This is a genomic window from Pseudomonas sp. S2_B10 (assembly GCF_054668425.1).
This window is the reverse complement of sequence record NZ_CP162768.1, coordinates 502,296-527,684: the sequence shown is the minus strand read 5'-3', so window position 1 is coordinate 527,684 and position 25,389 is coordinate 502,296. Positions and strand designations below refer to the sequence as shown.

Here is a 25,389-nt window from a genome sequence, read left to right as displayed (position 1 = left end):
CAACGGTTGTTATGGATAACCTGGGTTTCGGCAAAGTTCTGCTGGTCGAAGACGATGAGCGTCTCGCCGCACTGATCGCTCACTTTCTTGAACAACACGGCTACGAGGTGCGCACGGTGCATCGTGGCGATCTCGCCATGGCTGCATTCCTGGAATTCAAGCCGAAAGTGCTGGTGCTCGACCTGATGTTGCCGGGGCAGAGCGGTTTGCAGGTCTGTCGGGAAATTCGCAGTGTCTCGGACACGCCGATCGTGATCCTCACCGCCAAGGAAGACGATCTCGATCACATCCTCGGTCTGGAGTCCGGCGCTGACGATTACGTGATCAAACCGATCAAACCGCCGGTATTGCTTGCGCGGCTACGGGCGCTGCAACGGCGGCAGACGCCGGACACCAGCGTGGTGAGTTTTCTTGAGTTCGGGCAATTGAGCATCGACCGCAGTTGCCGTGAAGTGCGCCTGACCGGTGAGCTGATCGAGCTGACCACCATGGAGTTCGAATTGCTCTGGTTGCTCGCCAGCGCGGCAGGCAAAATTCTTTCCCGCGATGACATTCTCAATCGCATGCGCGGCATCGCTTTCGACGGCCTCAACCGCAGCGTCGACGTCTACATCAGCAAACTGCGCAACAAACTCAAGGACAATCCCCGCGAGCCGGTGTGCATCAAGACCGTGTGGGGCAAGGGCTATCTGTTCAATCCGTTCGCGTGGGAGCTGTAGATGCTGCGTTTGTTCCTCGGGCTGTTTCTGGTGATGACGGTAGGGCTGGTGCTGGCGTTGCAGACGGTCGAGCACACCTTCAACGCCTTGCTCGACAGCCAGACGCAGGATTACAACCGTGAAGCCGTGCGCGGTCAGGCGTGGTCGCTGGTCGATCATCTGCAAGGCCGCCAAGGGGCCGAGCGTGAACAGAAACTCGATTCATTGCGCGCGCACTATGGTCTGTCGCTGAGTCTGGTCGAGGCCGATCAACTGGCCCTGACACCGCAGGAAAAAGCCGAGCTCGCGCGGAACCTGTTGGTGATCCGCGACGATTACACGCAGTTCATCAGCAACATCGATGGCGGCTCGCAATTGCTCAGCATCAAGCTGCCGCCGGAGCCGAGCCTGATGCCGTTCTACATCACCGCGGCGTACATGATGCTCGCAGTGCTGATCGGCATCGTCCTGTTTTTCTGGGTGCGTCCACACTGGCGCGATCTGGAAAAGCTGCGGCTGGCGGCCGAGCGTTTCGGCGACAACGATCTGTCGGTGCGCATCCAGTTGTCGCGGCGCTCGAACATCCGCGATCTGGCCGAGCACTTCAATCTGATGGCGGCGCGCATCGAGGGCTTGATCGCCAATCAGCGCGAGCTGACCAATGCGGTGTCCCACGAATTGCGCACACCGATCGCGCGGCTGTCGTTCGAGCTCGATCAGCTTAAACAGCAACCCGACGCGAGCCAGAATCGCGAGCTGATCGCCGACATGTACGCGGACCTCGGTGAGCTGGAGGAGATGGTCTCGGAGCTGCTGACCTACGCCAGCCTCGAGCACGGCGCGACAGTGATCAAACGGGAGAATATTCACGCAGCCGATTGGCTCGACAGCGTCGTCGGCAGTGTGGCGCTTGAGGCCGAAGCAGTGGGCGTGCAGCTGTCGATCACCGATTGCCAGGTCGACACTGTAAGCATCGAACCGCGCTTCATGGCGCGCGCGGTGATCAACCTTCTGCGCAACGCCATTCGCTACGCCGAGCAGCGCGTCGAGGTGTCGCTGCTGCGCAATGGCGATGACTATGAAGTGCGGGTCAGCGATGACGGGCCGGGTGTGCCGCTGGAGGGACGGGAAAAAATCTTCGAACCGTTTTCCCGACTGGATGCCAGCCGTGATCGGCGCACCGGTGGTTTCGGACTGGGCCTGGCGCTGGTGCGGCGGGTGTCGCAGTCCCATGGCGGGCAGGTTGAGGTTGGCGAATCGGTGTGGGGCGGGGCGTTGTTCAGGATGACCTGGGCGCATCTGGACTGATTGATATTGCCTGACCCGGCCCCTTCGCGAGCAGGCTCGCTCCCACAGGTGATCGCAATCCAAATGTGGGAGCGAGCCTGCTCGCGAAGGGCGCGGTGTTCAGCGAGTTACACCGAGTCGCTCATGCCACTGGGCGATCGATTCTTCGGGATATTCATCAAACTGCTGATCCTTCGGCTTGGCCTCCACCTCGACCCACGGCGCTTTCGAGCCAAGCATCAGGTGCGTGTGTTCCGGCGGCACCGGCAGTGGCGTGTCGATCGCCGAGGCGAATGGGTGAATCAGCTCCGGCCACTCCGGGCTGAACAGCCACAGGCCGCTGCCGCACAGCGAGCAGAAGTGGCGTTCGGCGCTGCTGCGATGGGCGCGCTTGTCGCCGTCAGCTTTCATCTTCGCGTGATAAATGCTGATGTTTTTGCGTCCGCGAACCTTGAGAGTGGTCGCGTCGCCGCCAAGGTTGATCGCATAACCGCCGCCGCCCTGAGTCTTGCGGCAAATCGAGCAATAGCAGCGTTGATAGGGATAAGGATGGGCGCTGTCGAGGCTGAACGTGACTTCGCCGCAATGGCAGGAGCCTTCGAGGTGCATGGTGCTCTCCTGTGTCTGAATGGTCCGCTTCAGCCTAGAACATTCTGCTGGATGCTTGCCGGTGTGATGCGACCGGCGGGCGCAGCGTCTAGCCCCAGTGTCCCCGCGATCCCATGGGGCGAGACTTTCGGAACCCGGCATGCAAGCGCTGTTGAACGAGATCCTTGACGCCGTCCGGCCCCTGATCGGGCAGGGCAAAGTTGCTGACTATATTCCCGCCCTCGGCACGGTACCGGCCAACCAGCTGGGCATCGCCGTGTACAGTAACGATGGCGAAATGTATTGCGCCGGCGACGCTGAAACGCCGTTCTCGGTGCAGAGTATTTCCAAGGTATTCAGCCTGGTGCAGGCCATCGATCATTCCGGCGAAGCGATCTGGGAGCGGCTTGGCCACGAGCCGTCCGGCCAGCCGTTCAACTCGCTGGTGCAACTGGAATTCGAGCGCGGCCGCCCGCGCAATCCGTTCATCAATGCCGGTGCGCTGGTGATCTGCGACATCAACCAGTCGCGCTTCGCCGCGCCGACACTGTCGATGCGCGACTTCGTCCGGCGTCTGTCCGGCAACCCGCAAATCATGATCGACGGCAAGGTCGCCGACTCCGAATACCAGCACCGCGCGCGCAATGCGGCGATGGCCTATCTGATGCAGTCGTTCGGCAACTTTCACAACGATGTCGAAGCGGTGTTGCGCAGCTATTTCAGCCATTGCGCACTGCGGATGAATTGCATCGATCTGGCCCGGGCGTTCTGCTTTCTGGCCAATGACGGGTTCTGCAAGCACAGCGGCGAGCAGATCCTGACGCGCCGCCAGACCCAGCAGGTCAATTCGATCATGGCCACCAGCGGTTTGTACGACGAGGCGGGCAATTTCGCCTATCGCGTCGGCTTGCCAGGCAAGAGCGGGGTCGGCGGCGGCATCGTTGCGGTGGTGCCGGGGCAGTTCAGCGTGTGCGTGTGGTCGCCGGAGTTGAACGCCGCCGGCAACTCGCTGGCGGGGATGGCAGCGCTGGAACTGCTGAGCTCGCGGATTGGCTGGTCGGTGTTCTGACCCACCTGAACACCACATGACCCTGTGGGAGCTGGCTTGCCAGCGATGAGGCCCTGTCAGTCACTATAAATTTGCCTGAACCACCGCTATCGCTGGCAAGCCAGCTCCCACAGGTTTCTTTAGTGTTTGAGGAGGTGTATTTCAGCCAGTAATCCGCTACATTTTCCGACCGCCCTCTGCATGGTGAATCCGCTTCATGTCTCTTGCGCTCGAACGTCTAGTCGCTGGCACGCCGATCCCTTTCGCTGGTAACCGCGTCACCGTGGTCAGCCACGAACTGGCCGCGCGGTTTCAGCCCGGTGACCATTTGCTGGTCGAGCAGGTCAGTGGCGAGTTGTTGCTGATCCCCGTGGCCGATCAACAGGCCGCCTCGGTGGCAATCGAGCGTGCGGCTGCGGCATTCACCGCGTTGTCGGCGGTGTCCGATGAAGCCATCAGTCAATTCTTCGACCTGTTTGCCCAGCGCTTGGAAAACCCTGAATGCTGGACGCAGATCGAAGCCGCCAACCGCGCCGACATCGAACGGGCCAAGGCGCGCGGTCGCTCGACCACACGCTTGCTCGCCGATGAGCGCATGCGCCGCGACATGATCGCCGGGCTGCGCGCCTGGCGTGATGCGCCGCCCACGCGGGGCAAAGTTATCAGCAGTGTCGAGCACGACGGCTGGAAGGTTGAGCAAGTCGTCTCGCCGCTGGGCATCGTCGCGTTTGTCTTCGAAGGTCGGCCCAACGTATTTGCCGACGCCGCCGGGGTGTTGCGCACCGGCAATACGGCTGTGCTGCGCATCGGCAGCGATGCGTTGGGCACTGCGCAAGCCATCGTCACTCACGCCTTGAACCCGGCGCTGGCCGAAGCGGGTTTGCCGGTGGGGGCGGTGTCGTTGGTCGAAAGTGTCAATCACGCCGCCGGTTGGGCGATGTTCGCCGATCGGCGTCTGTCGCTGGCGGTGGCGCGCGGCTCGGGCCGTGCGGTCAGCCAGTTGGGCAGCATCGCCCAGCAGGCCGGTACCGCCGTCAGCCTGCACGGCACCGGCGGTGCGTGGCTGATCGCCGAACGTGATGCCGATGCCACACGCTTCGCGGCGGTGGTGCGCAACTCGCTGGACCGCAAGGTCTGCAACACCCTGAACGTCTGCCTGATTCAGCGCGAACGCGCCGATGAGCTGGTGCCGCTGTTCCTCGAAGCTTTGAAAGACGCCGGTACTGCGCGCGGCCAAGGCTGCAAATTGCACATCGTCGCGGGCAGTGAAAGTTGCCTGCCAAGCGAATGGCAGAACGCAACAGTCGAGGTTTATCGCGCCGAGGGTTACCAGACCGAAGCGCTGGCCGAATCCTTGCCCGAGTCGGACCTGGGCCGCGAGTGGGAATGGGAAGAAACCCCGGAAGTCAGCCTGATGATTGTTGACGATCTGGATCAGGCGATTGCGCTGTTCAACCGTTACAGCCCGCAATTCACCGTGTCGTTGATCAGCGAGGCGGCGGCGGTTCAGGAACGCTTCTACAACGCGGTGAATGCGCCGTTCGTAGGCAACGGCATCACCCGTTGGGTCGATGGTCAGTACGCGTTGAACAAGCCGGAACTGGGCCTTTCCAATTGGGAGAGCGGGCGCCTGTTCGCGCGCAGTGCGATTCTTTCCGGTGACGGCGTGTTCACCGTGCGCAGCCGAATGACTCAGGTTGATCTCACGGTAAAACGCTGATCTGTTGATCGTTCCCACGCTCCGCGTGGGAATGCAGCCCGTGACGCTCCGCGTCACTGGACGCAGAGCGTCCCTAGAGGCATTCCCACGCAGAGCGTGGGAACGATCACGGTGGGGAGTCAGGCAGCGTGGCTGGCTTTCGCGCTGATCGCGCAAGTCTCAGGCCGCTCGGCCAGCGGCACAAAGGTGCGACGATCGGAAGAGAGCGCGTCGATCGAACCGGTCTCGATGTCGTAAACCCAGCCATGCAGATTCAACCGGCCTTGCTCCTGGGCCAGGCGCACACTCGGGTGGGTCTGGATATTCGCCAGTTGCGCAATCACGTTCTCGCGCACCATCGAGCTCAATTTCGCCGCGTCGCTGCCATGCACGCGCGCTTCGTTCACTACCTTCGCCGATTCGGCATGCTGCAGCCAGCCATTGACAGCGGGCAGGTGATCCATGCATTTGCACTGGGCAATTGCGGTCATCGCACCACAATCGGAGTGGCCGCAAATCACGATATCGGTCACCCCCAGCACTGCCACCGCATATTCCACCGTCGCCGACACCCCGCCCGGATGCGGGCTGTAGGAGGGCACGATATTGCCGGCGTTACGGATCACGAACAGTTCGCCGGGCTCTTGCTGGGTCAGCAGCTCAGGCACCACACGGCTGTCGGAACAGGTGATGAACAGCGTGCCGGGTTGCTGAGTCGTGGCCAGGTGTTTGAACAGTTCGCTGCGTTGCGGGAAGGCTTCGTTCTGGAATTTCAGGAAGCCGTCGATCAGGGCTTTCATGGGCATGTCCTCGTGGCAGAAATGAGATGGCCCGCACGCAGGGTGCGGGCCGGGCGTATCAGAACGGACGCAGCGGCAGGAACTTGCCGTCGAGGGTCACCACGGCGCGGGAGCCGCCTTCCGGGTCTTCGACTTTCTTGATGTCCAGTTTGAAGTTGATCGCACTGATGATGCCGTCACCGAACTGTTCATGAACCAGCGCTTTCAGCGTGGTGCCGTAGATCTGGATCATTTCGTAAAAACGGTAGATGGTCGGATCGGTCGGCACGCCGCTGAGGCTGCCGCGCAAAGGAATGATCTGCAGAGCGGTGACGTCATCTGCGCTGAGGTCAAGCTTGTCACCGACCACTTGAGCAGCGTTTTCCGGCAACGGATGCTGGCCGAGCAGGGCGGCGGTGACATAAGCCAGGCTGAGGCCGGTGCCGTCAGCGAGATCCTGCCACGACAGATCTTTTTTCGCCTTGGCGTCGAGAACGCGGGTAGTCAGGGCCAGGCTGTTGTCGTTGTAGGCGTGGGACTGTTGCATGATGTCACTCCTTTCAGGGGTTGGCTTGCTGTGTGTGGAAGCAATGTTGCGCCGGTTGATTCATAGCGTCCAAGATCGATATACAATGCTTCGCATAAGTCCTGCCTATAGATGGTGTGTTCATGCTGTTGCGACATTTGCGTTATCTGCTCGCCGTTGCCGATCACGGCGGCTTCACCCGCGCCGCCGAAGCGCTGCATGTATCGCAGCCGACGTTGTCGCAGCAGATCCGGCAGTTGGAAGAAACCCTCGGCGTCAGCCTGTTCGATCGCACCTCCCGCACGGTGAAACCGACCGATGCCGGCGCGGCATACATTAAATGCGCGCGGCGCGTGCTGGTGGAGCTGGAGGCCGGGCAGCGCGCCTTGCACGACGTGAAGGATTTGTCACGCGGCACCCTGCGCCTGGCGATGACGCCGACGTTCATGGCGTATCTGGTCGGGCCGTTGGTGCGCGACTACGGGGCACGGTTTCCCGGGATTCATCTGGAAATCTTCGAATTGTCGATGGACGACATCGAGGCCGGGCTCGCGGATGACTCGCTGGACGTCGCGATCGCGTTTACGCCGGTACGCAATGCCGATATCGAATGCATACCGGCGTTTACCGAGACGCTGGGGATCATGGTCGGGCCTGGGCACCCGCTCTATGACAGCCCTTCGGTGTTGACGCCGACGGAATTGGCTTCACTGGATTTCGCCTTGCTGGCGCCGGGCTTCATTACGCGGTTGTCGGTGGATGAGTATTTCCGTGAGCACGGGATTACGCCGCAGGTGCGGATTGAAGTGAATTCGGTGAGTACGTTGCTGGAAGTGGTGCGGCATGCGCCGCTGGCGACCATGCTGCCCGAGGCGATTGCCAGCGAAGACCGCGCGTTGCGCCGCTTGCGTGTTGAAGGGGAGGCGCCGCAGCGGGGAGCGGCGTTGTTGCGGCGCAGGAATAATTATCACAGCGCGGCGGCGTTGGCGTTTGTGGAACTGGTGCTCGGCATGAAAAGCCCCTCACCCTAACCCTCTCCCAGCGGGAGAGGGGACTGACCGAGGTGTTTGGTCAAGTTACGCCGACCTGAACGAGCTTCGTTGACTCATAATCGCCAAGGTCATTCAGGTCTACGGTTGAGCTGAGGCAACTCGGTCGGCCCCCTCTCCCTCGGGAGAGGGCTGGGGTGAGGGGCGACGGGGGCACTCACGCCGCATAACTCAAAAGAACAACAAAGGGCCTGCTCCCAATCGGAAGCAGGCCCTTAGTCAAATAATCTACAACTCAATAAAACCGATCAATCACCCGAACTTCATTTTTGTTCTGCATCGAATCCCACGCCTGTTTCAGCGTCTGCAGCACGTTCCCAATGAAGTCCTTGTCGGCCGCGGCTTTCTTGCCGACATAACCGTGGCCGCGGCGGTACATCTTCAGGCGGGCCAGCAGGTTCTGGTGGTTGCGGTCGAATTCTTCTTCGCCAGCGTGAGGCGACAGGCAGTCAATGTGTACCTGCCCCGACTTGCTGATCCAGAGAATATGGCTGTCGTGGCTGTCTTTCTGCGCCGCGAACATACGCGCCAGTTCTTCGATGGTGGGTTGATTGTTCAGATTCATTGTTATGCCCCTTGACCAGTCTGGTGATCTTTCAAAGTTGATTCGCTAATACAGGTAGCCCATCGGTTAGTTGATCCCTGGCACCGAAACCAGGACGTCAGCGTTCGCCCGTGTGAAGTACGGGGTCGTGCATCTGTTGCATGTAGTCGTGTTGAATAACTGCTACGCAATAGCGTCACAACGAGGAGAAGCAGCGAAAACCGGGAGGCTCCTTGACGACAATCCAGTGTCGGCCACAAGCGTCTTGAGAATTTTCGCCAGCGCTTCTCGTCCTTGTACTGGACGTTCAGGCCAGGTCAGCTTCTTCAATCTGCCTTGTGGGCAGCGTGTATCCGGAAAAAACAACTCGGCGGTCAGACGAGTTTGCTCAAGCGTGTTACCAGTGCTCCCGATCGGGGAACGTCTTCATCATGCAAAAGCAAAACGACGCCGTCAACGGTTTTGTAGTGATTATTTTCAAGCACTACATATTGTCGGACAAAGCTGTTTTGGAATGAGAAAAGATCCGTTTCGACAACGTCGAGAAGGGAACGGCGATGCATTCAGCGAGTCGTCGGACGCGCCGTGCGTTTGCGCGTACCGGCGGTTTTGCTGGCCGTCGACTTGCGCTTTTTCTTCCACGGCGCTGCGGCTTTGCCGGCAGGCGGCGGGCCGCTGATGGTCAGGCTGAGGGCTGAGCAGCGGCTGACCTGCTTGCTCATCCACGCAGCCTGTTTGGTGACGAATTCTTCCAGACTCATCTCGCCGCTTTGCACCATGTCCAGCGCCTGTTCCCAGATCGCCGTAGTGCCAGGATCGGCGATCGCGCGCGGCACTGCGTCGATCAGGCTGAACGCGGCAGGTGTCGCCGCCAGCGCCTTGCCGTTCTTGACCAGATAACCACGATCCAGCAGCCCTTGGATGATCGATGCGCGGGTAGCTTCGGTGCCGATGCCGGTGGTGTCCTTGAGTTTCTGTTTGAGCAGCGGATCCTCGACCAGTTTGGCGACGTTCTTCATCGCCTTGATCAGATCGCCTTCGGTGTAAGGTTTTGGCGGCTGCGTCCACAGGTCCTTGAGATTCACCTTCACCACAGCGCATTCGACGCCTTTGCTCAGAGCCGGCAAGGTTTGCGGCGCCGGTGCTTCGCGGACCTTGGCCGGTGCCAGTGCTTCGGGCAATGCGCGCTTCCAGCCTGGTTCGATGATCTGCTTGCCGACCGCGCGCAACGCCTGCCCGTTGCAATCGAAATCGGCCTGGGTGCGATCATATTCGTGATTGGGCAGGAACTGCGCCAGGTAGCGCGCGCGAATCAGCGTGTACACCGCGCGATGCTTGCCGGTCAGACGTTCGAGGTTCTTCGCGGCGATGGTGGGGATGATGCCGTGGTGAGCGCTGACCTTGGCGTCATTCCAGGCCCTTGAGCGCCGCTGCGGTTCGAGAAAACCCTGCAACGCTTCAAGGCTCGAATCGGCCTGGCGCAACGCTGTGAGGATCGACGGCGCCTCACCGTGTTGACTCAACGGCAGAAATCCGCAATCACTGCGCGGATAGGTGATGACTTTGTAGGTTTCGTAAAGGGCCTGGGCGATGTCGAGGGTCTCCTGCGCGCCGAGGCCAAGTTTTTCGAGCAGACTTCCTGCAAGGTGCCGAGATCGAAGGGCAGGGGCGCCACTTCGCGCATGCGCTCGGTTTTCAGCTTGATCACCCGTGCGCTGTCTGCACTGCTGATCGCCGCTGCCGCTTGCTGCGCCAACGCCTGATTCAGGCAGCGATCCTGATCATCACAAACGTCTGATGGTGCGCGCCACTGTGCGGTAAACGTCGTGCCGTTGTGCAGCAAATCCACGTCGATTGCCCAGAACGGTACGGGGACGAAATCGGCGATGCTGCGGTCGCGGTCGACCACCAGTCGCAGGGTGGGCGTCTGCACTCGGCCCACAGGCAGCACGCCCTGATAACCCGACTGCCGGCCCAACAAGGTGAACAGTCGACTCATGTTCATGCCGATCAGCCAGTCCGCGCGTGAACGGCCCAGCGCCGAGTGATACAGGCTGAAGGTTTCGGCTCCCGGCTTCAGCGCGGCCAAGGCCTTGCGGATCGATGCCTCGTCCAGCGCCGACAGCCACAAGCGGCGGATCGGTCCGCGATAGCGGCAGTGCTCGACCAGTTCCCGGGCGATCATCTCGCCCTCACGGTCGGCGTCGGTGGCGATGATCAGTTCGCTGGCCTCGCCAAGCAGACGCTTCACCGCTTTGTACTGGCTGGCGGTGCGCGGCTTGACCGTCATTTTCCATTTGTCGGGAATGATCGGCAGATCGGCCAGCACCCAGCGCTTGTAGCGCGCGTCGTAGGCATCCGGCGGCGCTGTTTCGAGCAAGTGGCCAATGCACCAGGTCACTGTGACGTCCGTCCCCAGCCAGCAGCCGTCGCCGCGACGCCTGGCGCCGAGCACGGCCGCAATGTCTTTGGCCTGAGAGGGTTTTTCACAGAGGTACAGCCGCATAGCTACCATCGCTGGTTAGTTTGTGGGAGCGCACAGGATGGCTGGAGTCTGCAGCGTGAGCAACTTTTATCTGTATGGATATACAGATAAAACGATTGCCAAAGATTTTCGCCGTTCGGCTGCAATCTCAACCAGACCCGATCCCATCAGCTATACCTGAACCGGTCTCTTCGCCGTCTTCAGGAGAACCCCATGAAAAGCCCCAGCCCCGTGATCAGCGTTGAACAACTCAGCGGCTGCCTGCTGGTGAAATTCCACGGCATCCAGGTCGCCGCGTCCTCCCACGCGCTGATCCTCAACGAAGCCAACTATCCGCCGGTGTACTACATCCCGCGCGAAGACATCGACGAAAAATACTTCGCCCGCACCGACCACACCAGCTATTGCCCGTACAAGGGCGACGCCAACTATTTCAGCCTGCAAGTGCCCGGACATGAGGGTGCCAACGCGGTGTGGACGTACGAAAACCCGAAGGTCTCCGTCGCACCGATCCGCGACTACGTGGCCTTTTATCCGGACCAGGTGACATTCGAAGTGATCAAGGCGGACGCCTGAGCAAAAAAATGGCGAGAGAATCGCTTCCCTCGCCATTGTTGTCAGCGGGTTTTTCAGTTTTTATCGAGATCGATATTCTTCGTCTCACGCAGACAGATCATCCCCACCACCAGGCTCACCCCGGTGATCAGCACCGGATACCACAGCCCGTAGAAAATATCCCCGGTGTACACCACCAGCGCAAACGACACGGTGGGCAGGAATCCGCCGAACCAGCCGTTGCCGATGTGATAGGGCAGCGACATCGAGGTGTAGCGAATGCGGGTCGGGAACAGTTCGACCATCAACGCGGCCAGCGGGCCGTAGCACATGGCCGAGATGATGATCAGCGCGACGATCAGGGCGACGATCATCGGTTTGTTGATCTGCTGCATATCGGCTTGTTGCGGGTAGCCGGCGAGGGTGATCGCGCCGCGCAGTGCCGCCTCATCGAAACCATCCAGCTTCACGTCGCCGACACTCACTTGCACGGCGCTGCCCGCAGGTGCAGCGACGCTGGAGTAGGGCAGGCCTTGCTTGACCAGGAAGGTCTTGACCTTGTCGCACGGGCTGTCGAATTTGGCCTTGCCCACCGGATCGAACTGGAAGGTGCAAGTGGCGGGATCGGCAAGGACGGTGATCGGTGCCTGACGGCTGGCCTGATCGATCGCCGGGTTGGCGTAGTGGGCCAGGGATTTGAAAATCGGGAAGTACAGCGCGGTCGCCAGCAACAGACCGAGCATCAGCACCGGTTTGCGCCCGACCTTGTCCGAGAGCCAGCCGAAAAAGATGAAGAATGGCGCGCCGATCACCACGCTGATGATCAACAGGCTGTTGGCCACCGCCGGGTCCATTTTCAGGAACTGGGTGAGGAAGAACAGCACATAGAACTGCGCGGCGTAGAAGGTCACTGCTTGCCCGGCATTGATGCTGAACAGGGCGATCAGCACGACTTTGAGGTTTTCCCATTTGCCGAAGGATTCGCGGATCGGCGCCTTCGAGGTTTTGCCTTCTTCCTTCATTTTCAGGTAGGCCGGCGACTCGTGCAGGCTCAGGCGAATCCAGGTGGAAATACCCAGCAGGACGATCGACAGCAGGAACGGAATGCGCCAGCCCCACACCTCAAACTGGTCGCCGGTGAAGTAGCGGCAACCGAGCACTACCAGCAGCGAGAGCAACAGGCCGAGGGTCGCGGTGGATTGAATCCAGCTGGTGTGAAAGCCGCGTTTGCCGATAGGCGCATGTTCGGCCACGTAGGTCGCCGCACCGCCGTATTCGCCACCGAGCGCCAGGCCCTGAAGCATGCGCAGCACCACCAGAATGATCGGCGCGGCGATGCCGATGCTGGCGTAGGTCGGCAGCAGGCCGACGCAGAACGTCGCCACGCCCATCAGAATGATCGTCGCCAGAAAGGTGTATTTGCGCCCGATCATGTCGCCCAGGCGGCCGAACACCAACGCGCCGAACGGCCGTACGATGAAGCCGGCGGCGAACGCCATGAGCGCGAAGATGAACGCCGTGGTGTCATTGACCCCGGCAAAAAACTGCTTGCTGATCACCGCCGCGAGGGCGCCGTAGAGGAAGAAGTCATACCACTCGAACACCGTCCCGAGTGATGAAGCGAAGATGACTTTCTGCGTGGCGTTGCTGGTCTCGGCGCTGCCCGCAGCGTCCAGCGGCTGAACGTGTTCTGACATATCGGTATCCCTCACAGTGATTGTTTTTGTTGTTCCACTGGTGTTGCGTGTCCGGTAATGCGCGATGCTTGAGTCTGGTGATGATTGCTGTGGGAGCGAGCCTGCTCGCGAAAGCTTTTTGTCAGTCAACTCCTAGGCTGAGTGAGCTACCGCATTCGCGAGCAGGCTCGCTCCCACATGGGAAATATCTGCAGATCTGGACAAAATCAGTTGTGCCGCCTTCTCGGCAATCATCAGCGTAGGCGAACAGGTATTGCCCGAGGTAATTCTTGGCATGATCGACGCATCGGCAACGCGCAGACCCGGCACGCCATGCACGCGCAATTGCGCATCGACCACCGCGTCACCGTCATTGCCCATGCGGCAAGTGCCGACCGGATGGAAAATCGTCGTGCCGATTTTCGCCGCCGCTTCATGCAATTGTTCTTCGCTTTGCAAGCTGTCGCCGGGCAGGTATTCGACCGGTTTGAACGCTTGCAGGGCAGGGGCGCTGACGATGCGCCGGGTCAGGCGAATGGCATCGGCGGCGACGCGCAGATCTTCTGGATGGCTGAGGTAATCGGGCTGGATCAGCGGCGCTGCTTGCGGATCGGCCGAGCGAATCTCGATGCGTCCACGGCTCTGTGGGCGCAGGTCGCACACCGAGGCGGTGAACGCCGGGAAGCTGTGCAGCGGCTCACCAAAGCGCTCCAGCGACAGCGGTTGCACGTGATATTGCAGGTTCGCCGAGGTTTGCTCGGGACCGGAGCGGGCGAATGCGCCCAACTGACTCGGCGCCATCGACAACGGCCCGCTACGGTCATACAGATAACGCAGGCCCATGCCCATCTTGCCCCACACGCTGCCGGCGATCTGGTTCAGGGTGCGGGCGTTTTCCAGTTTGTAGATCAGCCGCAGTTGCAGGTGATCCTGCAGGTTACCGCCGACGCCGGGCAGCTCATGAATCACGCCTATCCCTACGCGTTCGAGCAGCGGCCGCGGACCGATGCCGGAGCGCTGCAGAATGCTCGGCGAGCCGACTGAACCGGCGCACAAAACAATCTCCTTGCGCGCCTTGAACTGTTTGATCTGACCTTCATGCTGCGCGCTGACTTTCGCCGCGCGGCCGTTCTCCAGCAACACACGATCAACCTCGACGCCGGTCAGCACGGTCAGGTTCGCCCGGCTGCGCAGCGGTTTCAAAAAGGCCTTGGCCGCGTTCCAGCGCACCCCGGCTTTCTGGTTGACCTGAAAGTAACCGCAGCCCTCGTTGTCGCCCTGGTTGAAGTCATTGATGCTGGCGATGCCGCTTTGCTCGGCGGCGCTGCGAAAGGCATCCAGAATCGGCCACGACAGGCGCTGCTGTTCGACCCGCCATTCACCCTGATCGCCATGAAATTCAGCGCCGCCGGCAAAGTGGTTTTCGCTCTGTTTGAACAGCGGCAGCACATCCTTCCAGGCCCAGCCCGGATTGCCAGCGGCCGCCCAGCCGTCATAGTCGCCGGCCTGGCCGCGCATGTAGATCATGCCGTTGATCGACGAACAGCCGCCCAGCACCTTGCCGCGCGGATAACTCAGCGCGCGGCCATTGAGGCCCGGTTGTTGTTCGGTTTTGAAGCACCAGTCGGTGCGCGGGTTACCGATGCAGAACAGGTAACCCACAGGAATGTGAATCCAGGCGTAGTTGTCGCGTCCGCCGGCTTCGAGCAGCAACACCCGCTGCTGTGGATCCGCAGAGAGCCGGTTCGCCAGCAGGCACCCTGCGGGGCCGGCGCCGACCACGATGTAGTCGAATTCATCCAGGGACGTCTGCATGCCCTGACCTCGCTTTTTGTTTTTATTGTCGGACACTCTAGTTGTTAGCTTTCGTTAAAAGAATGTTAGTTTTTGCGCAGCCGCTGTGCGTTTTCAAACAGCGTGCAACGACGATAGCCGACAAGGACCCGCCATGTTCGACTGGAACGACCTGCGCTTTTTTCTCGAGCTGCAACGCAGCGGCCGCCTGCTCACTGCCGCGCGCCGGCTCAACACCACCCACGCGACAGTGGCGCGGCATATTGAATCGATCGAGAAAAGCCTCGGCACTGCGCTGTTCGTCCAGCACGCCCAGGGCTATGAAATGACCCCGGCGGGGGAGGCCTTGCTCAAGCACGCCGAGGCGATGGAAAACGTCGCGCTGCTGGCGCAGGAAGAAATCACCCAGTCCACCGCGCCGCTGGGCAAGATCCGCGTCGGCGTCACCGAAGGCCTCGGCATCAAGTTTCTCGCCAGTCGCATGATTGGCTTGTTCGAGCGTTATCCGGGATTGGAGGTGGAACTGGTCGCCGTGCCGCGCTTCGTCAGCATCCTCAACCGCGAAGCGGAGATCAGCATCCACCTCGAACGGCCATCCGCCGACATGCTGGTCACGCGCAAGCTCACTGACTATCGGCTCGCGCTTTACGCCAGCAAAATCTACCTCGACAAAGCGCCACCGCTGCATAGCCGCGAAGACCTGGGCCGACATGCGTGGATCGGTTACGTTGACGACCTGCTGTTCAGTCAGGAACTGATGTTCCTCAACAGCTTCTGCCGCAGCCCGCGCGTGGTCTTTCACAGCACCAGCGTCATCGCCCAGCAGGAAGCGGCGCGCTCGGGGTTGGGCATCGCCGTGCTGCCGTGTTACATGGCCGCGTCCGACCCGGATCTGGTGGCGCTGCTGCCGGATGAAAGCATCGAACGCAGCTATTGGATCAGCACGCGGCGGGAGTTGCACAAATCGGTGCGGCTGCGGGTAGTCTGGGATTATGTGGTGGGGTTGTGTGAGGCAGAGCAGGAGTTGTTGCTGGGAAGATCTCAGGTTGGCTCCTCTTTTGCTTGAAAGCGCCAAGGACTTTTAGCAATGGAGAGCAGCAATGAGGGAATGGCTTACCGTTCGCGACATCAATCCGGACACCATGAAGGCCATCAGTGACGGCGTCTTACAGCATGGCCGAGCCTTGTCCGAGGCTCGCGGCGGACAAGCTGAGGCCATCGCCTGTTCGCTGATGGAGAACGGGGCACTAATCGGCGGCGCTTCCGGTAGAACCGAATTCAGGCGTCTGTTTGTCAATTACCTGTGGATCAACGCGCAATGGCGTGGAACCAGGCTGGGTACTCAGGTGTTGCACAAGCTTGAGGCATTAGCGGTTGAAAGAGCATGCGTAGATGCGTTGATCGAAACACTGGATGACGACGTCGCCCGTTGGTACACCCGCTGCGGATACCGATTGATCGCGCACGTGCCTGAGTACTGCGGCCCGTGGAGTCGCCATACGCTGTTGAAAGTGCTTGTGACAACAGGTGCTCCCTCAGGGCTTAATTCGGCGTCCCATACGGAAGTTGGTAACTACTGAAGGCGGGAGTTTGTCCATTGTGCTGCCGCGCTCATTATCGATGCACGGCTGCCAGTGCACTGATTCGCGACCGGTCTTCAAGACCAATCAATGACTCATTTCTCAAATCAAAACCTCAAACCCTGCACTACCCAACACCTCCCCATTAACCATCACCTGCACCCCATGCCGACCAGCGAAATGCTTGCGCGTCGTGAAATCCTTGATTACTTGATTCCGTCGCACTACCTCAGTCCCGAACCCCGCTAATCCCAGAGTCTTCAACTTGAATACCTTCCTCGAAACCCCGCCATTCGCCTTCACATACTCAATCGCATAGTCGATCACCAGCCGCTGTTCATGCGCCACCGTCGACTTCACCGTAAACGACAACGTAATCGCGTCCCCCAACCTCACCACCGCCGGCTCAACCCGGGCATCCAACAACTCAACCTCAGCCTTAGCCCCCGCGCCAATCACCGTCAGCGCGCGCACGTCGCCCTGTTTGATCAAGCTGCGCAGCGCATGTTTGGCAATCCAGGCCGTATGCTTGTTGTCCAGCGACCAACCTTCAATCGTGTCCAACACCCACTCCGGATGCACTTTCGTCACATCATTCAAATGATTCGCCACGGACTTGCGCACGTACAAGCTCTCATCCGCCTTCAACCGATTCAGTATCCCGGCGGCCAGCAGCGGATCCGCTTGTACCGCTTCCAACCGAAAGGACCACGGCAGGCGAGGGCGGCTGCCTTCGCTGGCTAGTCGGCGGACGTGATGGTTTTCTTCGCGGGTCCAGTCATGCATTCGTTCCAGCGAGCGCTCGAGGTCGCTGCGCAGAAAGTAACGGATGGCGAATTCGGAGGAGCCGAAAGTGGTGAAGTATTTCAGGGCATCCATGGAGGTATCGAAGGCGTGCCCGCCATAGCTCGCGACGTAATGCGGCAGGCACATGCTGACGAACCCGCTGTTCAGCCGTGGCGCGAGTTCGAACAGCACTTCGAGGGAATCTTCGTAGTCCAGCGGCAACACGGCGTGCAGGCTTTCGGCGACGCGGGCCATGCGTTGCATCACTGATAATTCAGCGAGTCCGTCCTGGGCGTGTTTGAGAAACGCCTGGGCCTTGAATGCCGGGTACACCGCGCTCATTTCGTCAGCGATGTGCTGCAAGCGCTCGGCGTTGAAGATTTCCTTTAACGCCGGGGCGGCGGTGTCGGTGGTGCTCATGGTCAGGTCATCGGTGTGCTGATGAACGCGTCGGTGCCTTCTGCGTAGGCGGTGTATTCGGCGATGCGCGGAAAGCGTGTTGCGTCGACCTGATCAGGCACGACGAGGTTGGTGAAGCTCCAGGCGACCGCCAGGCTTATGCCGGTCTGGGAGAGGGAGCCGTCGACCGGCAAGTCACTGTGCTCAAGTTCTTTTTCCAGGGCGGTAAACGCGGCGGCGAGTTGGCCTTCAACGCGTTCAACCCAAGGTTGGTACTGAATGTCGGCCGGGCGCAAGTTGCGTTCGTAATACAGCTGCACGGCTTTTTCGCAAGCGGCGAGGCTGAGGCCGATCAGACGCAGGGCGTGGGCGCGTTGTGTGAGATCGCTGGGCAGCAGGCTCTTGCCGGAACTGGCTTCGAGGTAGTCGAGGATGAGGGTCGAGTCCATCAGGACCACGCCGTCGTCGAGGATCAGCGTGGGCGCTTTGACCACCGGGTTGATCTGCTGGAATTGCTCGAAGTGGCGGAACACCGAGACCGACTCGTGTTCGAGGTCAATCCCCAGGCATTTGGCGGAGATTGCTACGCGGCGCACGTAAGGGGAGTCGAGCATGCCGATCAGTTTCATGACGCGTTCCTTCAAGTCGAACCGGTGGGAACGCATAACCTAGCCGAGCCTGAGACAATTGTCAGTCGTCGAATCCGGGGTGTTCGTGAATCTCATCGACATTCAGTTCCAGCCGATAGGCCACCGCCACAAACAGCGCCTGACATAAACACAGTGTCGCGCTTAGCGAACGAAAGGCCAGCGCACTGCCTTCATTGACCAGCAACACGCTATTGGCAAGTTTCGCCAGTGGCGACAGAGGGCTGTCGGTGATGATCAGGGTATTGGCGTCCTGACGCTGCGCGAATCGCAGGCAGTGCTGGGTTTCCTTGGCGTAGGGCACAAAACTGATGGCGATGACCAGGTCGTTGGCGCGCACGCTGAGCATTTGCTCGCGATAGCTGCCGCCGATGCCGGAGACGAGATGAATGCGCTTCTGGGTGTGCTGCAGGTTGTAAACCAGATAATCGGCGACGGCGAACGAACGGCGGACCCCGACCACATAGATGTCGTCGGCATTGACGATGAGATCGACAGCTTTGTCGAACGCAGCCCCATCCAGTTCGCGGCCCAAACGTTCGATGCCCGATAGCGTTGCGTCGATACACTCGCGGACAAGCTCGCCGCTGTTGGCGGTCTGCGATTTGTTGGCGATCAGGCTGCGGATGCGTTTTTGATAGTTCTGCGCCGGCGTGGCCTTGTGCGTCCAGGCCTGGCGGAACAGCGCCTGCATTTCGCTGAAGCCGCTGAACCCGAAGCGCTGCGAAAAACGCACGATGGCGGACGGATGCACCTCGCATTCACGAGCGATGTCGCTGATGCGGTCGACCATGATTCGCTCGCTCTGCTGGCTAATGTAACTGGCGATACGTTTAAGCTGACGCGGAAGGGCGTCATATTCGTCGCTAATCGTTTGCAGCAGACGCTCGGCAGTGATCGGGGGGCTGGCGAGCGAAAGTTCGTCGGCGGCCGGCAGATCGGGGCGGGGCATAGGACATCCTTCGGGCGGGTTGATCACGCGGTAAGCCTGATCATAGAAGGGCTGCGCGGGCTCTGCCGGGCTGAAACGATGCACCTTGCGAGAATAATTTCCGCTGTCGATGGCGGCATGGTTAGCCGTTTGTCTTCTATATACAGCCGCTGGAGTGAATTTCTTGCTATAAACGCACTCCGATGGCCGTGTGAAGCCTGTGTCAGAGCAGTTTCCTGGTCCTGTCGGACAAATTCCCTGTATTTACAGTTGCTGAGGCCTTGATCGGGCCTTAGACTGCCGCCCCTCGTAAATTGAGTGCCGGGTGGCGTTTGCAATAAAACGATGCCTTTTCGACGGCCGACACGGTTCGCCGAAACGCTCCCTTATTCGCCTTAATGCACGTTTTTTTATAGAGATATCAATGACAAAGGACAAGTTGCTGGCTATGCCGGCAGATGACTACATGAATGCAGAGCAACACGCTTTCTTCACTGAGCTGTTGCAGAACATGAAAGTCGAAACCCACGAGCGCATTGAGCAAAACCGTATCGCCATCGAAAGCCTGGACACCCCGGCTGACCCGGCGGACGCGGCTTCGGTTGAAGAAGAGCGCACCTGGCTGGTCAACGCGATCGATCGCGACCAGCGCATGCTGCCGCAGTTGGAACAAGCTCTTGAGCGCATCAAGGACGACAGCTTTGGCTGGTGCGACGACAGCGGCGAGGCCATCGGCCTGAAGCGCCTGCTGATCAGCCCGACCACCAAATACTGCATCGAAGCTCAAGAGCGTCACGAGCAGATCGACAAGCACCAGCGTCAGGCCTGATTCCATGGCGGCCCCTGAATAGGGGGGCGCCTGCAAGAGATCGCAGCCTTCGGCAGCTTCTACATGGAGTTGCGGGAGGCTGCGATCTTTGTTTTTGCTCGTCTGCGCTATTTCCCCCGTCGTTCCATTGACCTGCCACAGACCCCACGACTAACGGACCATGGATAATGGCGTTGTAGTGGCGTTTAATGCAGTCACAACAATGAGAACAAACGTGGGGTGATCAAGATGACGAGAGATGGATCTCTGGTTGCGGCGCTGCCTGCACCAGTGCTTTTGCCGAAAAACCGCTGGATCGCGCCGACCCTGCAAAGCATCGCCCTGATGCTGTTGCTGGCCGGCATGGCTATGGCCGAGTGGTCGCTCTACCTCGGCATGCCGCTGGCGATACTGATTGTCTGGCTGCCGCGCCTGCGTTCGCGCAACGTTCCAGCTGCTGTCCCGGTCGATAGTGCGAGCGCATTGTCCGCACTGACTCGCGATCTCTCCTACACCACCAGTCACAACGCACTGTCAGCCGCCGGCGTGGCGTTCTCGGTCAAGGCGCTGGCGAACAAACTCGAATCGCAACTCGACGCGGCGGCGCAGATCGTCAGCAATGCCGAAGTGATGATCGCCACCGAACAGGCGACTTCACAGCTCAGTCGCGACGCGCTGGACGCCGCCAGCCAAGCGCATCACAGCAGCGCGGCGGGGCGCAGCGAACTGCTCGACTCGATTTCGCGCATGCAGCAACTCAGTCAGCGCGCCAACGCCAGCCGCGAATTGATCGAGGCCCTGAGTGTGCGCAGCGACGACATTCAGCGGGTGACGCTGGTGATCCAGTCGATTGCCAGCCAGACCAACCTGTTGGCGTTGAACGCTGCGATTGAAGCAGCCCGGGCCGGTGAGCATGGTCGCGGTTTCGCTGTGGTCGCCGACGAGGTGCGCGGACTGGCCGCGCGTACGGCGGCGGCCACGGGTGAGGTCGGTGAGATGGTCGCTGACATTCAGCAACGCACCGCACAAGTGGTGGCGCAGATTCGCGAGTTGTCGAGCGATCTGCACACCGGCGTCGAACAGGTCGAGCACACCGGTCAGCATCTGGAAAACATCGCGCGACTTGCCGCCGGAGTGGAAACCCAGGTCAGCGAAATCGCCCGTGGCGCGCAAACCAATCGCGAGCAGCTTGATGCGCTGTTCAGCGCGATTGAGCAAATGCGTAGCGATCTGGCGATCAGCGATCAGCAGACCCGCCGCCTCGCCGACGCCGCGGTGCAGATGGAAGGGCAGGCGGAAACCATTAGCGAACGCTTGGCCGAAGTCGGTCTGGACGACTATCACCAGCGCATTTATGACCTGGCGCGCGAAGGTGCGAGCCTGATCGCAGCGCGCTTCGAAGCGGATGTCGAGCAGGGGCGGATCAGTCTGGATGACCTGTTCGATCGCAGCTACCAGCCGATTCCGGGTACCGAACCAGCCAAATTTCAGACCAGGTTTGATCAGTACACAGATCAGGTCTTGCCCGCGATTCAAGAGCCTCTGTTAACGCGTCATGAAGGTTTGGTTTTCGCGATCGCCTGCACGCAGCAGGGTTATATACCGACGCATAACCAGGCATTCAGCCAGCCGTTGACCGGTGATGTGCAGGTCGACACGGTAAATAACCGCACCAAACGCAAATTCGCTGACCGCACGGGCATCCGTTGCGGCAGCCATCAACAACCAGTTTTGCTGCAGACTTACACGCGCGATACGGGTGAGCTGATGCATGATCTTTCGGTGCCGATCATGATCAAGGGCCGGCATTGGGGCGGATTGCGGCTGGGCTACAAACCGGAGAATCCACGCTGAGATTGTTACCGTTGACGCAATGAATCTGTGCACGGCGGTTGCTGTTTCCTCTCGAAGGAAAGCTTTAATCTGGCGACTTAGTTAGGTAGCTAATTATTTCGGAGGGCACATGCAGTGCAGGGTGGATGTGGCAGTGATGATCGGCAGCGGCGTTCCGGCCGGCTTACGCGCGATGGGGCGCAGTGTGTGCTGGGTGGTTTTGCGCAACGGGGAGCGACGCGGCACAGCCTTCGCCAGTCGCGATGAAGCGGAGGAGTGCAAGGCTGCCTGGCTCGAACAACTGAACATCGAGCCCGGCGACAGCCTGCACTGATCGCCCTTATTTGCCGCGATGCAGGCGCACGTTCAGCTCATCGACAGTTATCGCTTCTTCGCCGTCCTCACGCAGCCACTCTTTTAGTAGTTGCGCCTGTTGGGGCGTCCAGAAATCGGCATCGATCAATTTGATATCAGATTTCAAAGGGTGGGCTTCGACAAAATTATTGATCGACGCTTCATCGGCTGGTAGGCCCAGCTGTTCGAAAAGGGTGGTCAGGTTAAGCTCGGTTGGCAGTTCCATCATCTACTCCTGGGTTGGTGCCGGTACGGCTTGTTCGTTCACTCCCTTATCAGAGGCAGGCGCTGGCGCGGAGTTCGATTTTTGATTCAAGCGAGCGGGCAAGGGCGCAGGCTTCGTTGTGATTGCCGCGGAAACCTCTGACACGTCCCGTGGATATCTCCTTGATGTGAAAGAACGCAATACCTGCCGGCACCACTTGAAAGTGCGGGGTTCGATGATTGTTAGAAGATGTCGGAAGGTTGTCGAGGTCGGCAACCTTCATCGTCAGAGATGGGGTGATTCGCGCGTCAGCCGACGTGGCAAAATGAGTCAAAGTGCACATATGAAGTCCTTTTCATCAGTCGGCCGGGATTTAACGGCCGTTGCGGGTAGTCGTAATGAGCATCGCTGCTCTAGAATCGCCAGTACCTGTTGACGACCAGGCTTATCTAAAGCAATTTTTCGCCAGCGATATGTCGGAAAAGTGCTTTTTTTCGTGAGAAATTTCCCTGAAGTTCGTAGTCAGAATTGCTCTAGTCGCACTTGAGGCGTTTTCCTTCAAGCTTTGGCGACTTCAGAGCAGGTTTCACTAATGACAATCCAGTAGTCTACGAACCTCGCGATTCAAGAGTGCTTTGCTCGCTTCGGGTGTTTGAATGTTTTTGCAGTTTTCATCGGCCTGGCCGTTTCTTTGCCGTGGGCGTTTTTCGCTGCGCGGTTTTTCAAATGTGGGGATGTTTCTTTGGCAGTCAGTAACCTCGATATGCATGCTTTGTTCGTGCTGGGTGATTTGCGTGCAAAGCTGGTCAAGCAATTCCAATCACGTTTTGTTTACATCACCGAGCAAAACGCCGAAGGCATTTACATCGCCGAAATCGACACCGAAAGTGCATTGGTAGTCGATGACAAACCGGGACTCAAACTCAAGGTTGGCGACCATTTCATCGCGTCAGTTTTGCCCAGCCGTGAAGGCGGTAAGCTGGACATTCGTTTTCGCGACATCAAACTGACGGTCTACGGCCTGGGCGATTACGCCTTTGTCAGCACGGCCGACGGTCACGCGATCCTGTTCAAGGAAGGCCATAGCGTCGTCACCGTGTTCGCCGCCAATGAGCAGCTGCAGGAAGGTTTGACCAAAACCCTCAAAGCCGTCACTGCCAAAGCCGCCAAATGGCGTAAGGGTGAACTGGTGACCTTCAAGGCGAGCGAGTGAAGCGCGCGGATTTCCATGCGCAAAATCTCGACAGCGCACGCGAAGAAGCTCAGCGCTTGTTCGCCCGCAAGGCCGAACTGCAAGGTGCCTGGCTGAGTTGGGTGGCGTCGCAGCTCTATGCATTGCAACCGGCAGCTTACGCCAGCATGGTCAGACGTGAGCTGCAAAGCCTGCAGGAAAACTCTGAAACGTAACCTCGCGCACGGTAGACCCCGGAAAAAGCAGGAACCTCGGCTAAAGTCAGTTGACTGAGTCATTCAGAGGCTTGCGTTTCTGTCAGGCCAACTGCCATTGCTGTGAACAGCACGAGGTGCGATGCATGAACGGATTTCGACGGTTACTGGCCGCCAGCGTGGCCACCTTTGGTTTGCTGACGTCAGCGCAATCGCTGCAGGCGGCACAGGCGCCGATCCACTTTGCCGACCTGAACTGGGAAAGCGGCAGCCTGATTACCGAGGTGCTGCGGGTGATCGTCGAGAAAGGCTATGGCCTGCCGACCGACACTTTGCCCGGTACCACCATCACGCTTGAGACCGCGCTGGCGAACAACGACATTCAGGTGATTGGCGAGGAGTGGGCCGGACGCAGCCCGGTCTGGGTCAAGGCCGAAGCCGAGGGCAAAGTGGTCGGCCTGGGCGATACGGTAAAAGGCGCCACTGAAGGCTGGTGGGTGCCGGAGTACGTGATCAAGGGCGATCCGGCCAAAGGCATCAAGCCGCTGGCGCCGGATCTGCGCAGTGTCACTGATCTGAAGAAATACAAGGACGTGTTCAAAGACCCGGAAAGCCCGGGCAAAGGGCGTTTCCTCAACAGCCCGATCGGCTGGACTTCGGAAGTGGTCAACAAGCAGAAGCTCACGGCGTATGGCTTGCAGGACGACTACACCAACTTCCGCAGCGGTTCCGGCGCTGCGCTGGATGCCGAGATCAGCTCTTCGATTCGTCGCGGCAAACCGGTGTTGTTCTATTACTGGTCGCCGACGCCACTGCTTGGCAAATTCAAACTGGTGCAACTGGAAGAGCCGCCGTTCGATGCCGAGGCGTGGAAGACGCTGACAGACGCCGATAATCCCAATCCCAAACCAACCCGCTCGCTGGCATCGAAGCTGTCGATTGGCGTGTCTACGCCGTTTCAAAAGCAGAACCCGCAAATCGCCGAGTTCTTCAGCAAGGTCGATTTTCCCATCGAGCCGCTGAACAAGGCACTGGCGGATATGAGTGACAAGCACACCGCACCTCGTGAGGCGGCGGTCGCGTTCATGAAAGCGCATCCGGACGTGTGGCAGGCCTGGTTACCCAAGGATGTGGCTGACAAGGTGACGGCTGATCTGAAATAACGCGGTCAACGCAGCGCACCGCCGACCGGTCGTGCAGGGGCAAAAAATCCGACTAGGATGGTTTGTTCAAATCCCTTTGAAGGATTTCAACCATGACCTTTGTGTTGGCTCAATGGCTGGTGACTGTGTTCGCGGCAATCGGCCTGATGCACGTGTATTGGGCGTTGGGTGGGCAATGGGCGGCTGCGGTGGTGGTGCCGCAGGTGCCGGTGTCGGGCTTCGTGGCCTCGGTACGCCCGGCCTTCAAGCCCTCAGGCTGGCTGACGCTGGCAGTCGCCGCTGCGTTGCTGATAATTGCCGCGCTGGTTTGCATGCGGGTCGGTTGGGGCGTGCCGGCGGTGCAGCACAAGGCACTGCAATGGGTGATCAGCGCGATTGCGTTGTTGATGTTCGCCCGAGCGATCGGTGATTCGAACCTGGTCGGATTTTTCAAGGAAGTGAAGGATTCGCGATTCGCGCGCCTCGATACCTGGGTGTATTCGCCGTTGTGTGCGCTGCTGGGGGCGGGGTTGTTGGCGGTGGCTTGGGTTTGAGCTGATCCGGAATTTGCGACGCCCCGACTGGCCGCT

At 59.7% G+C, this 25,389-nt stretch carries 26 protein-coding genes and 1 pseudogene; 15 read left to right on the top strand and 12 right to left on the bottom strand.

Annotation, left to right across the window (positions count from 1 at the left end; genetic code table 11):
- Window positions 1–11: 11 nt before the first annotated feature.
- Both AB4O45_RS02190 and AB4O45_RS02185 read left to right on the top strand, forming a co-directional pair.
- Window positions 12–719, top strand: coding sequence for a winged helix-turn-helix domain-containing protein (locus AB4O45_RS02190; RefSeq protein ID WP_016775114.1), 708 nt, complete (start codon window positions 12–14; stop codon window positions 717–719).
- A complete protein-coding gene (locus AB4O45_RS02185) occupies window positions 720–2,006 on the top strand; it encodes an ATP-binding protein (RefSeq protein ID WP_150741051.1) in 1,287 nt (428 codons plus the stop codon).
- A 99-nt stretch (window positions 2,007–2,105) separates the two neighbouring features.
- On the opposite strand, the gene AB4O45_RS02180 is transcribed toward AB4O45_RS02185, so the two are convergent.
- Window positions 2,106–2,594, bottom strand: a complete 489-nt coding sequence (locus tag AB4O45_RS02180; protein ID WP_137214906.1) for a GFA family protein — start codon at window positions 2,592–2,594, stop codon at window positions 2,106–2,108.
- Between the two features lie 139 nt (window positions 2,595–2,733).
- On the opposite strand from AB4O45_RS02180, the gene glsB reads away from it, so the two are divergent.
- Entirely contained in the window at window positions 2,734–3,642 is a 909-nt protein-coding gene (gene glsB / locus AB4O45_RS02175; protein WP_024013269.1) for a glutaminase B, read from the top strand.
- A 196-nt stretch (window positions 3,643–3,838) separates the two neighbouring features.
- Window positions 3,839–5,341: an aldehyde dehydrogenase family protein gene (locus AB4O45_RS02170; RefSeq protein ID WP_460161014.1), complete on the top strand. Its 1,503-nt coding sequence runs from the start codon at window positions 3,839–3,841 to the stop codon at window positions 5,339–5,341.
- Between the two features lie 119 nt (window positions 5,342–5,460).
- On the opposite strand, the gene AB4O45_RS02165 is transcribed toward AB4O45_RS02170, so the two are convergent.
- Window positions 5,461–6,120 carry a carbonic anhydrase gene (locus AB4O45_RS02165; protein ID WP_460161013.1) on the bottom strand — a complete coding sequence of 220 codons (660 nt, stop codon included), beginning with the start codon at window positions 6,118–6,120 and terminating at the stop codon, window positions 5,461–5,463.
- 58 nt (window positions 6,121–6,178) lie between these two features.
- The gene (gene cynS / locus AB4O45_RS02160; RefSeq protein ID WP_252876487.1) at window positions 6,179–6,646 is read right to left on the bottom strand and encodes a cyanase; all 468 of its coding nucleotides are present in this window, start codon (window positions 6,644–6,646) and stop codon (window positions 6,179–6,181) included.
- Between the two features lie 122 nt (window positions 6,647–6,768).
- Between cynS and cynR the strand changes: the two genes are divergently transcribed.
- Window positions 6,769–7,656, top strand: coding sequence for a transcriptional regulator CynR (cynR, locus tag AB4O45_RS02155; protein WP_353187590.1), 888 nt, complete (start codon window positions 6,769–6,771; stop codon window positions 7,654–7,656).
- A gap of 253 nt (window positions 7,657–7,909) precedes the next feature.
- On the opposite strand, the gene AB4O45_RS02150 is transcribed toward cynR, so the two are convergent.
- Window positions 7,910–8,239, bottom strand: coding sequence for a hypothetical protein (locus tag AB4O45_RS02150; protein ID WP_056789230.1), 330 nt, complete (start codon window positions 8,237–8,239; stop codon window positions 7,910–7,912).
- Between the two features lie 542 nt (window positions 8,240–8,781).
- Window positions 8,782–10,724: pseudogene (locus tag AB4O45_RS02145) on the bottom strand (DNA topoisomerase III).
- Between the two features lie 192 nt (window positions 10,725–10,916).
- Here AB4O45_RS02145 and AB4O45_RS02140 point away from each other — a divergent pair.
- Window positions 10,917–11,279 (top strand): DUF427 domain-containing protein, encoded by a 363-nt coding sequence (locus tag AB4O45_RS02140; RefSeq protein WP_024013262.1) that lies wholly within the window; start codon window positions 10,917–10,919, stop codon window positions 11,277–11,279.
- Between the two features lie 53 nt (window positions 11,280–11,332).
- Here the strand turns inward: AB4O45_RS02140 and AB4O45_RS02135 are convergent, their stop codons facing one another.
- Both AB4O45_RS02135 and AB4O45_RS02130 read right to left on the bottom strand, forming a co-directional pair.
- Complete coding sequence (locus AB4O45_RS02135; RefSeq protein WP_024013261.1) at window positions 11,333–12,955, bottom strand: MFS transporter; 1,623 nt, start codon at window positions 12,953–12,955, stop codon at window positions 11,333–11,335.
- 132 nt (window positions 12,956–13,087) lie between these two features.
- A complete protein-coding gene (locus AB4O45_RS02130; RefSeq protein ID WP_460161012.1) occupies window positions 13,088–14,749 on the bottom strand; it encodes a GMC family oxidoreductase in 1,662 nt (553 codons plus the stop codon).
- Window positions 14,750–14,882: 133 nt separating this feature from the next.
- On the opposite strand from AB4O45_RS02130, the gene AB4O45_RS02125 reads away from it, so the two are divergent.
- Together AB4O45_RS02125 and AB4O45_RS02120 are read left to right on the top strand one after the other, a co-directional pair.
- A complete protein-coding gene (locus tag AB4O45_RS02125) occupies window positions 14,883–15,794 on the top strand; it encodes a LysR family transcriptional regulator (RefSeq protein WP_236168656.1) in 912 nt (303 codons plus the stop codon).
- 34 nt (window positions 15,795–15,828) lie between these two features.
- Complete coding sequence (locus AB4O45_RS02120; RefSeq protein ID WP_056789243.1) at window positions 15,829–16,308, top strand: GNAT family N-acetyltransferase; 480 nt, start codon at window positions 15,829–15,831, stop codon at window positions 16,306–16,308.
- A 102-nt stretch (window positions 16,309–16,410) separates the two neighbouring features.
- Here AB4O45_RS02120 and AB4O45_RS02115 read toward each other — a convergent pair whose 3' ends face one another.
- The 3 genes from AB4O45_RS02115 to AB4O45_RS02105 all read right to left on the bottom strand — a co-directional run bounded on the left by AB4O45_RS02115 (window position 16,411) and on the right by AB4O45_RS02105 (window position 19,092).
- Entirely contained in the window at window positions 16,411–17,514 is a 1,104-nt protein-coding gene (locus tag AB4O45_RS02115; RefSeq protein ID WP_460161011.1) for a DNA alkylation repair protein, read from the bottom strand.
- A 2-nt stretch (window positions 17,515–17,516) separates the two neighbouring features.
- A complete protein-coding gene (locus AB4O45_RS02110) occupies window positions 17,517–18,122 on the bottom strand; it encodes a glutathione S-transferase (RefSeq protein ID WP_258706837.1) in 606 nt (201 codons plus the stop codon).
- Between the two features lie 61 nt (window positions 18,123–18,183).
- Window positions 18,184–19,092, bottom strand: a complete 909-nt coding sequence (locus AB4O45_RS02105) for a MurR/RpiR family transcriptional regulator (protein WP_460161010.1) — start codon at window positions 19,090–19,092, stop codon at window positions 18,184–18,186.
- A gap of 403 nt (window positions 19,093–19,495) precedes the next feature.
- Between AB4O45_RS02105 and AB4O45_RS02100 the strand changes: the two genes are divergently transcribed.
- The 3 genes from AB4O45_RS02100 to AB4O45_RS02090 all read left to right on the top strand — a co-directional run bounded on the left by AB4O45_RS02100 (window position 19,496) and on the right by AB4O45_RS02090 (window position 22,046).
- Window positions 19,496–19,900 carry a TraR/DksA family transcriptional regulator gene (locus tag AB4O45_RS02100; RefSeq protein ID WP_016775095.1) on the top strand — a complete coding sequence of 135 codons (405 nt, stop codon included), beginning with the start codon at window positions 19,496–19,498 and terminating at the stop codon, window positions 19,898–19,900.
- Window positions 19,901–20,128: 228 nt separating this feature from the next.
- Window positions 20,129–21,733, top strand: a complete 1,605-nt coding sequence (locus tag AB4O45_RS02095) for a methyl-accepting chemotaxis protein (protein WP_460161009.1) — start codon at window positions 20,129–20,131, stop codon at window positions 21,731–21,733.
- A gap of 109 nt (window positions 21,734–21,842) precedes the next feature.
- Complete coding sequence (locus tag AB4O45_RS02090; RefSeq protein ID WP_460161008.1) at window positions 21,843–22,046, top strand: hypothetical protein; 204 nt, start codon at window positions 21,843–21,845, stop codon at window positions 22,044–22,046.
- Between the two features lie 6 nt (window positions 22,047–22,052).
- Here AB4O45_RS02090 and AB4O45_RS02085 read toward each other — a convergent pair whose 3' ends face one another.
- Both AB4O45_RS02085 and AB4O45_RS02080 read right to left on the bottom strand, forming a co-directional pair.
- A complete protein-coding gene (locus AB4O45_RS02085; RefSeq protein WP_056789253.1) occupies window positions 22,053–22,292 on the bottom strand; it encodes a DUF2789 family protein in 240 nt (79 codons plus the stop codon).
- Between the two features lie 49 nt (window positions 22,293–22,341).
- A complete protein-coding gene (locus tag AB4O45_RS02080) occupies window positions 22,342–22,554 on the bottom strand; it encodes a hypothetical protein (RefSeq protein ID WP_236168680.1) in 213 nt (70 codons plus the stop codon).
- Window positions 22,555–23,013: 459 nt separating this feature from the next.
- Between AB4O45_RS02080 and AB4O45_RS02075 the strand changes: the two genes are divergently transcribed.
- The 4 genes from AB4O45_RS02075 (at window position 23,014) to AB4O45_RS02060 (ending at window position 25,353) form a co-directional block, all read left to right on the top strand.
- Window positions 23,014–23,484 carry a hypothetical protein gene (locus AB4O45_RS02075; RefSeq protein ID WP_150635043.1) on the top strand — a complete coding sequence of 157 codons (471 nt, stop codon included), beginning with the start codon at window positions 23,014–23,016 and terminating at the stop codon, window positions 23,482–23,484.
- Window positions 23,481–23,678: a hypothetical protein gene (locus AB4O45_RS02070; RefSeq protein WP_310216537.1), complete on the top strand. Its 198-nt coding sequence runs from the start codon at window positions 23,481–23,483 to the stop codon at window positions 23,676–23,678. Before AB4O45_RS02075 ends, AB4O45_RS02070 begins: the two co-directional genes overlap by 4 nt.
- Before the next feature lie 125 nt (window positions 23,679–23,803).
- A complete protein-coding gene (locus AB4O45_RS02065; RefSeq protein ID WP_076562406.1) occupies window positions 23,804–24,820 on the top strand; it encodes an ABC transporter substrate-binding protein in 1,017 nt (338 codons plus the stop codon).
- 92 nt (window positions 24,821–24,912) lie between these two features.
- Window positions 24,913–25,353, top strand: coding sequence for a DUF3995 domain-containing protein (locus AB4O45_RS02060; protein WP_150635046.1), 441 nt, complete (start codon window positions 24,913–24,915; stop codon window positions 25,351–25,353).
- Window positions 25,354–25,389 lie beyond the last annotated feature (36 nt).